10 protein-coding genes are annotated in these 13270 nt (G+C 36.3%); 3 read left to right on the top strand and 7 right to left on the bottom strand.

The window, feature by feature from the left end:
• Window positions 1-828: 828 nt before the first annotated feature.
• The 4 genes from G7Y56_RS12660 to G7Y56_RS12645 form a co-directional block, all read right to left on the bottom strand.
• Window positions 829-2016, bottom strand: coding sequence for a class I SAM-dependent rRNA methyltransferase (locus G7Y56_RS12660; RefSeq protein ID WP_165043979.1), 1188 nt, complete (start codon window positions 2014-2016; stop codon window positions 829-831).
• A gap of 33 nt (window positions 2017-2049) precedes the next feature.
• The gene (locus G7Y56_RS12655) at window positions 2050-4311 is read right to left on the bottom strand and encodes a TonB-dependent receptor (protein WP_165043977.1); all 2262 of its coding nucleotides are present in this window, start codon (window positions 4309-4311) and stop codon (window positions 2050-2052) included.
• A 160-nt stretch (window positions 4312-4471) separates the two neighbouring features.
• Window positions 4472-6265 (bottom strand): arginine--tRNA ligase, encoded by a 1794-nt coding sequence (gene argS, locus G7Y56_RS12650; RefSeq protein ID WP_165043975.1) that lies wholly within the window; start codon window positions 6263-6265, stop codon window positions 4472-4474.
• Window positions 6266-6426: 161 nt separating this feature from the next.
• Window positions 6427-6693 (bottom strand): HU family DNA-binding protein, encoded by a 267-nt coding sequence (locus G7Y56_RS12645; RefSeq protein WP_165021169.1) that lies wholly within the window; start codon window positions 6691-6693, stop codon window positions 6427-6429.
• 234 nt (window positions 6694-6927) lie between these two features.
• On the opposite strand from G7Y56_RS12645, the gene G7Y56_RS12640 reads away from it, so the two are divergent.
• Genes G7Y56_RS12640 through G7Y56_RS12630 form a run of 3 tightly spaced genes read left to right on the top strand, consistent with a single transcriptional unit; the run spans window position 6928 to window position 9674 of the window.
• On the top strand, window positions 6928-7689 hold the full coding sequence (locus G7Y56_RS12640; protein WP_165021168.1) for a rhomboid family intramembrane serine protease: 762 nt from the start codon (window positions 6928-6930) through the stop codon (window positions 7687-7689).
• Window positions 7673-8557: a rhomboid family intramembrane serine protease gene (locus G7Y56_RS12635; protein WP_165021167.1), complete on the top strand. Its 885-nt coding sequence runs from the start codon at window positions 7673-7675 to the stop codon at window positions 8555-8557. The genes G7Y56_RS12640 and G7Y56_RS12635 overlap by 17 nt, the downstream gene beginning before the upstream one ends.
• Window positions 8541-9674: an endonuclease/exonuclease/phosphatase family protein gene (locus G7Y56_RS12630; RefSeq protein WP_165043973.1), complete on the top strand. Its 1134-nt coding sequence runs from the start codon at window positions 8541-8543 to the stop codon at window positions 9672-9674. Before G7Y56_RS12635 ends, G7Y56_RS12630 begins: the two co-directional genes overlap by 17 nt.
• 61 nt (window positions 9675-9735) lie before the next feature.
• Here G7Y56_RS12630 and G7Y56_RS12625 read toward each other — a convergent pair whose 3' ends face one another.
• From G7Y56_RS12625 to G7Y56_RS12615, 3 genes are all read right to left on the bottom strand, one after another.
• The gene (locus tag G7Y56_RS12625; RefSeq protein ID WP_165021165.1) at window positions 9736-10563 is read right to left on the bottom strand and encodes a DUF3108 domain-containing protein; all 828 of its coding nucleotides are present in this window, start codon (window positions 10561-10563) and stop codon (window positions 9736-9738) included.
• A 29-nt stretch (window positions 10564-10592) separates the two neighbouring features.
• Window positions 10593-12551: an Ig-like domain-containing protein gene (locus G7Y56_RS12620; RefSeq protein WP_165043971.1), complete on the bottom strand. Its 1959-nt coding sequence runs from the start codon at window positions 12549-12551 to the stop codon at window positions 10593-10595.
• 70 nt (window positions 12552-12621) lie between these two features.
• Window positions 12622-13269, bottom strand: a complete 648-nt coding sequence (locus G7Y56_RS12615) for a WbqC family protein (protein WP_165043969.1) — start codon at window positions 13267-13269, stop codon at window positions 12622-12624.
• Window position 13270: the final 1 nt, after the last annotated feature.

The following is a 13270-nucleotide window of genomic DNA, read 5'->3' as shown; positions in this document are numbered from 1 at the left end:
GATCATTTAAATGGCAAAAACCCTAAGAAAAGTGTACTCTTTTTTTCACTTCAATCATATTTTTTTTATCAACTAGCAATTTTTATTTTCACTTGTGTTACAAGCAGGGTTAAACTATTGGAAAATAATTAATTTAATTTTTAAATACAATGAGAGCTTGGCATTTTAAATAATTGTGTTAATTTAGGTGTAATAAATCAAATCCTCAAAATTATGAAACAACAAAACAGACAGATTAAGGTGTCTTATAGTAATAAAATATCCAACTTCCTTCTAATCGGAATTTTCTTTTCTTTATTATTATTCGGATGGTCTTTTAAATTAGGTAGAGAATATGCTCGCTCATCAGTAACTATTGAGAATTTAATAAAATAGTAATTGTAATCAGCATTTTCATAGATAAAAATGCCGCAAAAGCAGAAAAAAAAAAATTGAGAACACTAAATAAAGATTGATATGATAACAGTTAAAAAAAATCTTGCTACTACTGCAATAATTTACACAACGATATCTATTTACATATTATACATACTAGGGGAGATAGCCTGTAATATTGGAAGAACCATAGGCTATTCATTTTAAAAATAGAAATAGATACAACTATACTAAAAAATTATAGCCTTATGAATTTATCATTTACAAAAAAAGATTGCGCATTATTGAACGTTATATCATGGGCGTGCATTGCGCTTATTTGCCTTAGCTATATTATGGGTAAAGCCGCATATTATCTGCTAAACTAAATAGAGTATAGAAAAACAAATCTCGCAACAAATAACCTTGTTGCGAGATTTTATATTTTATCGGCGAATATTATATTCCTAACCCTTACTCCACATACAATACCAATCCTTTCAGATACTCTCCTTCGGGATGATATATATTAATAGGATGATCTGCCGGCTGAGTCAACTGGTGAAGAATACGTACACTCCTACCCGATTGCGCTGCTGCACTAAATACTGCTAAACGGAAAGCATCCTTGCTTATCACCTGCGAACAAGAGAAAGTAAATACGATTCCACCTTTTGCAACCTTATCAAAAGCCACGGCATTCAGTCGCTTATAACCTTGTAGTGCGTTTCTTATCGCTCCACGGTGTTTTGCAAAAGCAGGAGGATCAAGTATAATCAGATCATAATCGCCCTTATTTATATTTGCCAGATACTTGAATGCATCTTCAGCAAACGCCTCATGGCGTTTATCTCCGGGGAAATTAAGTTCTACATTTTTATCAGTCAGCATAATCGCTTTCGACGAACTATCCACCGAGTGTACAAGCTTTGCATCACCTCGCAAGGCATAGAATGAAAACCCACCGGTATAGCAAAACATATTGAGAACCGAACGACCAGTCGCATATTTCTCTAACAATGAACGATTGTCGCGTTGATCGACAAAAAATCCGGTCTTTTGCCCTTTCACCCAATCAGGATAGAATTTAAGACCATTTTCTTCTGCGACCTCCTCTACATTAGTTCCACCGAATAAATAGCCATTTTCGGCTCCTAAATCAGCTTTAAACGGCAATGTAGTTTCCGACTTATAATATATATTTTGCAGACTATCGCCCATCACCTCCCGCATAGCATCGCAAATAGCCATACGTGATTCGTGCATACCTACCGAATGTGACTGAATAACAGCCGTTCCGGCATATACATCGACAATTAATCCCGGAAGACTATCCCCTTCACCATGAATAAGACGATACGAGTTGTTTGTTGGTGAAATCAAACCGATAGATTTACGCAACTCAAGGGCAGCGGATAAACGTTTTTGCCAGAATCTGGAATCTATCTTCTCTTCTTCGAAAGACAGAACACGTACCTCGATACTTCCTATCTGATAATGACCTACCGCAATGAATTCATTGCTATTCGTATATACAGCGACAACCTCACCTTCGGTCAGATTATCGTCTTTTCGTTGTACCGCACCTGAGAAGATCCATGGATGAAAACGTAACAAGGATTCTTCTTTCTTCGGTTTAAGTATTATTTTCTTATAATTCATTTGCCTAAAAGGTATTGACTTTAAGCGACAAAATTACAACTTTATTTTCAAAGATGCTCCCCATCGCATCGGTTTACCTCTCTGTCCGAAAAAATTATTCATCGACTCAAACAAAAATGTGTGATAATCGCGATCCAAAAGGTTCTTTCCCCAGAATTCAAGAGTCAAAATATTTTTCTCAAAAGCAACGCGTGCATCCAATGTTCCATAAAAACCTTGCGACATATCGTTCGCCTCATTCCAATAAATACGACCGATACCAGCGAAGTTAGAATCAAGCGTTACTCTGTCTAGCAATGAACTATTTTTTACATTTCGAGTAATAGTCCCTCCTACACTAAATGTAGAACGTGGGGCAAATGGAATATAATTATTAGAAAAGTCTTCCCCCGCTCCATTTTCATAATCTTTGAAACGAGCATCCGAGAAGCCATAATTAGCATATAAATAGAAACCATCGCAAGGGCGGGCCTTCAATCCCAACTCAAAACCTTTGCTTGTTGCCTCTCCTGCGTTGGCAACCATACGACCGCCACCACTTCTTATGAATTTGGTGATTTGCACATTCTGTACATCAATATAGTAAGCGGCAAAATTGGTAGAAAGGGTATTATCTATAATGTCTATTTGTCCGCCCAATTCATAGTTCCAGCTATATTCGGGTTTAAAAGAAATACGATCTTCTAATGACGGTTCATCATTAGGTCTTCCACCCATACCGGGTATATAACTCATCATTTTTGCCTCTAAAGCTTCTTGCAGCAAGTCTGCGAATATCTGGATATTATGTCCTCCTGTTTTGTAACCACGAGAAGCGGATGCATATATAAACGATTGCGGGTTAATCTGATATTTCAAGAGAGCTTTTGGTAATAATTCAAGAAAATCGTCGGATACATTACCAATAATCGCTGTATCCGCTGGAAATGAACCCGGATAATTTCCTACAGTAAAATTAGCTTTAGTACTTGCATTGTAATCAAGTTTCGTTTTTTCATAATCGAGACGAAGCCCCAAAGTCATAGAGAGCCCTTTTACACCCAAATCGTTAAATGTAGATTGATGAAAAACGGCCGCACCATAGGTCGGGCTCTTGTAAACGCCTTTTAAATCTATTTGCGAGTCTGTAAATGTAATAGCCGGCATATTAGGAAATTGAATTTTCAAAGCATCCATTTGCGACTGTAAAATCATTCGTATACCATCTTCCATCATATACACAGGTGGTGTCGTGCGCAGATTATCATGGAAACCGTAAACCCCATTCGACCACTGATATTTTGACTGATTATTCGATTTTATCGTTATTTCTTGACTCCATGAATTTTGATTCTGACGTTGATTGATCTGGAATATAGACAGAGGAGTATAATCTTGATCCATATTCATCTCATCTTTCAGAAATTGATAACCTGTTGTTGAGTTAACTTCATAGCCAATCCCTGAGTATTTTAGCGACAAACCATTGGTTATTAGATTTCTTTTATAATATCCTTCCGAATTATAATTTATTTCACGAGTGTCTACATCTTCATAAGGGAAAGCTCCTTGATCAACAAAGTCGAGGCTTAGTGAATAATTTGCTAATAATCTTGGGGTTATATTCCATACAAATTTGGCACGACCTCCGCCATTCTTTATATCATCTACTTTATTTCCGGTATAAAGATTCTTGAAGAAGCCGTTGTCTTGCTTATAGTAACCTGATACAGAAATACCCATATCATTATTCAAACGCTTGTAATTAGATACATGAGCAGATAGTTGTCCATAACTACCGCCACCTACTCTCAGCATTGTACCCTCATAACTAAGGGGAGATAGTGTATACACGTTCAGTATACCACCCATAGCATTACGCCCATAAAGTGTGCCTTGCGTACCCCTCAACACTTCGATACGTTGGATATCAAATAATTCGATATCGAAAGATGTGGTATTAAAATATGCAATATTATCGACATACATACTTACAGTCTGAGCACCCGAACGTGCGCCAATTCCTCTGATATAAACGGGGGCAGTCATACGGGAACCATAATCGGCAACAAAATAGTTAGGAACAAATGAACTTAAGTCTTTCAGTGAATGAACTTGCAAAGCTTCCAGATTTTTCGGAGAGAAAACGGATACAGCTGCCGGTAATGATTTTAGACTATTAGTTTCTTTAACTGATGACAGAATTACAATATCGTTTTTTAATTCTGTGTATAATGTATCTTTTCTCAAGTGGTCATTCGCATGAGCTACAGTAAAAGAGAAAAGAATTAATAAGGGAAGTATAGATTTCTTCATTTTCAGAATAATAGGATTTATTGATGTTTTTTAATTACATCTGTAAAGGAACTCTTTTCTGAAAATCTGAACAATCACTATATGTAGTGATTTACTTAGCACAAACAAAAACAGCCACTGATTGTCTCAATGGCTGTTCAAATTATAATTGTATAAGAATTTACATTCTATCCGGCACTTCTATACCAAGTAGAGACATACCTTTTTTAATGATTCTCGATACATTATCAGAAAGTATCAATCTGAAAGCTTTTAAATCTGTATTCTCTTCTTTCAATATAGAGTAATCATGATAAAACTGGTTATATTCTTTTACCAGATCGTATATGTAATTAGCGATCAAAGCAGGATTATGCTCATCGCCTGCTTGTTTTACGACAACAGCAAAATCAGCAAGCAATTGAACTAAGCTTTCTTCTTTTGTTGTAAGTGCAATATCCATAGGTAGCGCTTGAGGAATAGTTATACCTTGCTCTTCCGCCTTACGTAATACCGATTTAATACGTGCATGTGTATATTGGATAAATGGCCCTGTATTCCCGTTGAAATCGATTGATTCTTTCGGATTGAAGGTCATATTCTTCTTAGGATCAACTTTCAATATAAAATATTTCAAAGCTCCTAGACCCACTATACGAGATATATTGTCCGCTTCTTCTTCGGTACATCCATCCAGTTTACCGAGTTCCTTTGAGGTTTCTTTAGCAGTACTAACCATTTCATCAACTAAATCGTCTGCATCAACAACCGTACCTTCGCGCGATTTCATTTTACCTTCGGGCAATTCAACCATACCGTAAGAGAAATGGATAAGACCTTTTCCAAACTCAAATCCCAACTTATCAAGTAAAATAGATAGAACCTGGAAGTGATAATTCTGCTCATTTCCTACTACATATACCATCTTCTTGATAGGATAATCATCGAAACGCAGTTTAGCTGTCCCAATATCCTGAGTCATATAAACGGATGTCCCATCACCACGTAATAGCAGTTTTTGATCCAGTCCATCGGAAGTAAGGTCAGCCCAAACCGATCCGTCCTCTTTTTGATAAAAGACACCTTTTTTCAAGCCATCCAATACAGTATCTTTACCTTCAAGATAGGTTTGCGATTCGTAATATATCTTATCAAAATCGACTCCTAATTTTTTATATGTTTCGTCAAAACCTGCATATACCCACGAGTTCATCGTTTCCCATAAACCAACGGTATCAATATCTCCAGCCTCCCACGAACGAAGCATCTCACGAGCTTCTTCCATCAACATAGATTTCGCTTCAGCTTCTTTTTCCGATAAGCCTTTAGCTTTCAGCTCTGCAAGTTCTGCCTTATAGTGTTTATCGAATAATACGTAATAATCGCCTACCAAATGATCGCCCTTTTTACCGGTAGATTCTGGAGTTTCTCCATTTCCCCACTTCTTCCAGGCAAGCATCGATTTACAGATATGAATACCCCTATCGTTCACAATATTAGTTTTCACCACATTGAAACCATTGGCAGTCAGAACCTCAGCTAATGAAAATCCTAAGAGGTTATTACGCACATGCCCCAAATGCAAAGGCTTATTCGTATTTGGTGAAGAATATTCTATCATTACCAACGGTGCATCGGCAGTAACAGCCTTAATACCATAATTAACAGTAGAATTTATATCATTAAGCAAGTCGATCCAACAAGCAGTTGTAACAGTCAGGTTAAGGAACCCTTTTATTACATTGAAAGATGCAATCTCGCTTGCATTGGCAACAAGCCACTCTCCTATTTCCTGTGCAGTTTGTTCAGGTCCTTTTTTTGACATTTTCAAAAAAGGAAAAACAACAAGAGTAAGATGCCCTTCAAATTCTTTCTTCGTTTTCTGTAATTGTACTTGGTCTGCCGAAACGGTTTGCCCATAAAGCGTGTCTATAGCCTTGATGACTACCGCCTGCAAATTGTTTTCAATCTTCATATCTCGTTAGTAGATTATTTGATAGTTATATTTTGAGTCCGCAAAATTATAAAAAAGAACCTATAAGTTCTTCATACTTAAAATAAAAATAGATCGGAATAAAAAAGAAAAGCAGAAAAGATAAAAATCTTTCCTGCCTCTTTTGAGTCTTATATGCTAAATTATAGCGCAGCCAAATCAGAGCCAGCTTTAAACTTAACTGTTTTCTTTGCAGGAATGTTAATAACTTCCTTAGTTCTTGGATTGATACCTTTTCTTGCAGCTTTTTCTGTTACAGAGAATGTACCAAATCCAACTAGCGCGATTTTACCACCTTTTTTTACTTCTTCTGTTACTGATTCAATAAAAGCTTCTAAAGCTTTCTTAGAATCCACTTTGCTTAATCCTGATTTGTCAGCGATCGCATTTATAAGTTCTGTCTTGTTCATAATTAAACGGAATGAAATTAATTAAACATTATATATAACTAAATACTTTTTTGTTCTTAATCTAAACTAGATCTAGTTCTAGGATTCAAATATAAGTGTTTTATTTAATAATCGTAAAAAAAAAATAGAAAAACTAACTGAAAATCAGAAAATATGTAAAACAAACTCTTTATTGCGTAAGAAAACGAAAAATATACCTAATTTTGTAGCATTCAAAGCAATTCAAAGAAATATATGAATCAAAACAGCTCCGGATTCTTGAGTTCGATACCCGTTGTTACTCGAAATCTCATTATCATTAATGCACTTTTGTGGCTAGCACAATTCTTACTATTAAAGAATAGTATTGATATAACTGAATACCTCGGATTGCATTATGTCACATCCGACCATTTCATGCCCCACCAAATTATTACTTACATGTTCATGCACAGTCCTACAGACTTTTCGCATGTCCTGTTTAATATGTTTGCTGTCTTTATGTTCGGTCGTACATTAGAAACAGTTTGGGGGCCTAAAAAGTTTTTCACCTATTACATGCTGACAGGTATTTTTGCCGGACTTTCGCAATTATTTGTTATCTACCTGAGAGCTCATTTTATCGAATCGGGACTTTCGAGCGAAATGATTGCAGAAGTTTATGCTAATGGTGCAAGTGCTTTGGAAATAGGCAAAAACTATACAGATCCAGCAATGGCCAGTCTAAATAAGCTCATCAATACCTCGACAGTTGGTGCATCCGGTGCAGTATTTGGAATACTATTAGCCTTTGGAATGTTATTCCCCAATGCCGAATTATTTATTATCCCATTCCCTTTCCCTATCAAAGCAAAATATTTTGTAATAGGATACGGACTCATAGAACTGGGACTTGGTGTAGCGAACAGATCGGGAGATAATGTGGCACACTTTGCCCACTTAGGTGGGTTGATAGCCGGACTTCTTATATTATTGTATTGGAGAAAAAAAGCAAAAGTAGATGGGCGTTTTTATTGATAGCATAAAATTGAGATTCAAGCAAAAAGATATATTGATACAATTGATAGTTATCAATATATTCATATTCCTCGTGCTTACATGTGTTAATCTGATTACTAAACTATTTCAGATCGATAGTATCTCATTATTCGAATACATAGCAGTATCGTCTGATACTGGAATGCTTCTAAGTCATCCGTGGACTATATTGACCTATATGTTTGTACACGAAGGACTTTGGCATATTCTGTTTAATATGTTATTACTATTCTCTTTCGGACAGATATTTCTGACTTATTTCAATGCCAAGAACCTGGGAAGTCTTTACATACTAGGCGGATTAGCAGGAGCTGCACTTTATATGATAGCATTCAATACAATCCCTTATTATATAGGGATGAATCATCCATTTATGATAGGTGCATCGGCTTCGGTTACAGCCATTATATTCGCAGCAGCTTTCTATAAGCCAAACCTAGAAGTAGGCTTACTTCTGTTTGGGCGAATAAAAATAGTATATATCGCTATCTTTATATTGATTATAGATTTCGTATTGCTTGGCGACGAATCGAATCCGGGAGGGCACGTTGCGCATATCGGAGGAGCTATTTTAGGCTATATATTTGCTAAACAGTATCTGAAAGGAAAAGATATTACCCGTTGGATAAGCCGTATTATAGATTCGATTGCCAATCTATTCAAAAAACGCTCTCCTAAAAAAATGAAAGTAAAGTTCAAAGCTCGTGAAGAAGACTACAATTATAATCAACGCCGCAAGAGTCAATCGGAAGAAATAGATCATATTTTGGACAAAATAAAATCGTCAGGATATAGCAGTTTAAATAAAGACGAGAAAAAACGATTATTCGATGCCAGCAAAAAATAAATTTAATAAAGAAGTAATAAGGAAGTATCTGAGATATACAATATTCACGACTAATATCTTAGCCATACTCTTATTAATTCTGTCCACTCTTGCTTGGACAGTGCTACCCTCTAAGGTTACCTTTATAGCATATCTCGGACTCGGATTTCCTTTTATTTTAGCACTCAATGTTTCTTACCTTATTTTATGGAGCGTGCTACTTCGTTGGAAGTTGGCATTGGTACAACTCATTGCTTTATTATTCTGCTGGGATTCCATATCGACCTACTTCCCTGTTAATTCTAAAACAAAGGAAATACCCGAAAGTAGTTTTAAGGTTCTTTCATACAATGTTCGAGGCTTCAATTGGATAACCGGTGATAGTGCACGAAATAACCCTATATTCGATTATATTACAAGCAGTAATGCCGACATTATTTGTTTACAAGAATTTGTGGTAGCACAGAAGAAAACAAAAAATGGGATTATATCGGAGGCTGAATTCAACAAAATAATGAAAGACTATCCATATCATTCTATCATAAGACTCGGCAATGCACATAGTTCTTATAAATATGGAATTGCTTGCTATTCGAAATTCCCAATAGAGAAATCGGCACAACTTCCTATCGAAAGCACATATAACGGGTCGGCCATACACGAGATAAAGATAAAGGGAAGAATGGTTACCCTTGTCAATAATCATCTGGAATCTAATCGAATAACAGCCGAGGATAAGAAATTATACAGTAAGTTTTTCAGATCGAAAGACAAAGACATGCTTGACGAAATAACCCGAAATATTAAGAATAGACTTGGTGTGGCCTATCTTATCAGAGAAAAGCAGGCAAATATTATACGTACCTATATGGATAAGCAGGAAACCGATGCAACCATTGTTTGCGGAGATTTCAATGACACTCCTATATCTTATGCCTACCACACGATTAAAGGCGATTTAATCGACTCTTTTGCCCACACCGGACTAGGGCAAGGTATAACCTACAATGAGAACAAATTCTGGTTTAGAATAGACTATATAATGCATTCTATGGGTATAGAGTCATACAATTCTGCGGTAGGCAAAGTCGGATACTCCGACCACTACCCTATCTGGACATATTTGAAGTTTAAATAATAAAAAAGAGCAGGATTTTCACCCTGCTCTTTTTTATTATGCGTGTATTCTGTAACCTTACTTACTTCGTATTTACTGCATGCCTGTTTCCCGAATAGCTTTTTAATATTGCCCGGGTAGAACCGACTTTCAATTTCGAATCCAATCTTACAGGCATTCTGTTATTATCGTTCGTAATGTATACCCTCATTGCCTCTTCCTTATCCTCGAAAGCCAGCTTGTTACCATTACTCATGCTCAGCACCAACTTGATGCAATCATACTTCTTATCATCATTTCCCTTTATTATTTCTGTTCCCTGATGCTCAATAACCATATAAACCTTCTTTTTCCCTGCCATAAATTCAACAGCAGCCTCGTCCCCTTGTTTCATCTTCGAATAGTCAAGCGTACGTGCATAAAAGACTACACTAATCATATCGTACACACAATTGGGACTAGATAGAGTTTCGTCAAAACGTGGCTCTCCATTTTTCACACGCTTGGTACGGATCGTTACATTACCTCCCTTGCCATACGTATAAGTAATGTTTTCTTTTGTGTATTCCTTACCTTCATGCGCATCTTTGGTGAAAGCCAGAGGAATCAGATCTTTCGTCATGTAGGATGATAACGTATCATTCAGAGTGAAAACAGATTTCGCTGCGCCAGTAGATTCGGCCAATAAAGACATTTTATATGCATCCTTGCCATTATACTTTTCGGAGACAGTCCTCAAAGAAGATTTCCCTGCTTTCGTATAAATAATCCCATACTTGAAATAAAGATCATAATTCAGATCTTCCCCTGCCTGGAAGTATTTATTTTCGATCTTACATTGTCCATTTGCTTGTATACTACTAAAGAGTATAAATAGCGTAAATATTACTTTTATCGTTTTTTTTATCATAATTAGTCAACATTTATAGTAAATAAAATCTACCTGTTCCTATTCACTCCCGTTTGCGTATTCTGTGTATTATTCGTGCTATTCGCCCTTTGACGCTGCTGCTGGGCTTTTTGATCTTTTTGCTCCATTTCTTTTTGTTTCGAAGCTTTCTCCTGCGGCTTGTTCTTCGTTATTTCTAACGGTTTTTGTTTATCCAACGGAAGATCATTTATCGTCCAGTCTTCTTCTACTTCCCAGTTAGCCTTCACATCCCAATATTTATCAAAATAATAAACCATCTCAGGCTGTAAGTTTTTGAAATAATCACCTGTATCCCATTTGCCGTTGCCATTAGTATCAATAACAACACGTGCATAATACTTATCCGGAGTGAGGTTCTTAAACACAGCTATATTATCTATAACCCGAGCCTGACGTACAGGTCTATCCGATTTGTCGAGGAGCTGAACAAAAGCCGGTACACTATCCTGTAATCCATGAAGAGTTATGGCTAGACTGCCATATTGGTCGGCATCTTTTATTTTAAGTTTCTGCTCGTACTTATTGTTCCATATCCCATAAATACTGTGAATAGAGGCTGAATCGATCGAAATCCGATACTCGTGCCCATATTCCCATTTACGTTTTAATGTGAATTTCCGCGGATTGAGGGAATCTTCCAATATTTGGAAATCCGAAACAACAAATGTAGTATCTACAAGATGCTCAAATTTTATTTTATCTTCCAATTTACCGATAATAGGTTCATTAAATTCAAATGTTATATTCTTATAAACATCCCACGAAGATGCAGCATCACTCTTCAAATCGATAAATGTGATAGGAATTTCTTCCTCTTCTTCTTTTTTCTTATTATCTTTTTTCTTCTCTTTAGGGCGGGTTCTATCTATAAGTTTCAACGTATCGGTTGTCGGAACAGACTGATTTAATGAATCGGTCTTCATATAGAAAATTTTAGCCGAAAGTGTATCAATAGCCGTCATTTTAGGATCTTTCAACCAATAAATCAGTGTATCGTTAGCTGCCGTTTTTTCAAGGATTGCCCAATCGTTATCCGCATCAAAATTCAAGAACTCTATCTTCGGCATAGGAGTTGGTGCTCCAAAATACAGAGCTATGTGCTTTGCTGTGCGCTCATATTTTTGCAAATACTGACGTTTAAAACCCGAATTAAATGATCTTAAAACAATATCATCCGGTAAAAAACGCGTGTATTCTATTGTTTTTATGGAATCGATCTCATGATCTCCGATTACAAACGAAGTCGTATCTGTACGGGTATCACGAGTGACAGAAGGCTCTAAAGTAGCATCCATAAATGCAATAGCTTCGCCCGGATTATCATACATATAATCTCTATTGGCATCATCTAAAGCATATATATTATAAGTACCGGGAGCAACACCCCGTATAGTGAATAATCCAAAATCATTGGTACGCGATATACGTAAAAACTTTGTATGAGTAAATGCTGTATCTGACAAATTAGAGTGCAGACCGACATACATACCTTTCACCGGTTCTAGATTATCAGCGGTAAGTACCTTACCCGAAACAGCCAGTGTATCTACATAATCGCCCGTCGAGAATGAAAATGAAAAATTCTCGAATGCATTGCCTTCATTATTATCCGTGATGGCATCTGTAAAATCAATTGTATAAGTTGTATTCTCCGTCAATGTATCCTTCAGGGTCACACTGACTCTCCTGTTCACTGCCTGAATAATAGGAAATGCTTTTTGCGGAGGAGTTATAATAATTTTCTCTGATGGTTTTACTAAAACGACATTCTCGTCAAACTCAATAACAACTTTCCCATCTTTTACATTAATAGCATTGATAGCCGGTGATGTTCTTACCACTTTAGGCGGATCGAAATCGTATGCACCACCTGATGGTGAAGCCATATTGGCACATGCAGTTACTAATCCGGCTAATAGGCCCGACACGATCAATAAACTTGCATATTTTTTCACAGAATGTTTCATTCGCTGATTTTAATTTACGCAAAAATACAATGTTTTATATACAAATAAACTGTATAGCCTATAAAATAGGTTAACTCTCTGTACATCTGTCTGATTTATTCAATACAATTAAACTCTCATTGCCCATATTAAACAACAAGTCAATAATACTCATATTGTCCTTAAAGCCAAACTTCTGATCAAATACCTGATAATAAGGCTCCGGCTTGAAAGCCGAATCTACAATCTTCCAATCTTTCTTAGGGTGAATTACTTCACGCAAGTCTATCTCACTTGCAGCAAAATCCATTTTATACTCACTTGTATAAGCTACTATAGGAGAATCTATATTCAGTAATTTAAGAATCATTATTCGTAATTCTTCGTTAAAATCGAATAGAAATGAATATTTTTTATGATAAAACGGATAAAAATCATCCTGATAATATTCGAAGAATGGAGTCGAATTATACGCCGAGATTATTGCATTCCAATGTATATGCTGCCAATTCCCATGCTCGGCGATTCGAATATCTTTCATTGCTATCTTATCGAGAGAGGAATGTACCACAGGTACAGACAATGGCATAGGTCCGTTTGCTGCCATAATGATGCAGCGATTACGATAAGTTTGTTTTACATAATTATCGTTTTGCTCGATAAAAATGCGGTTGCTATTTACAAACTTAGCATAATATTGCACCGGAGCCAGATAGGCTGATGATAAGTAAATGTCCATT

The sequence above is a fragment of the Dysgonomonas sp. ZJ709 genome (assembly GCF_011039195.1).
Lineage (GTDB): Bacteria > Bacteroidota > Bacteroidia > Bacteroidales > Dysgonomonadaceae > Dysgonomonas.
The sequence above is the reverse complement of the archived record's forward strand: the minus strand, read 5'-3'. Positions and strand labels throughout refer to the sequence as shown.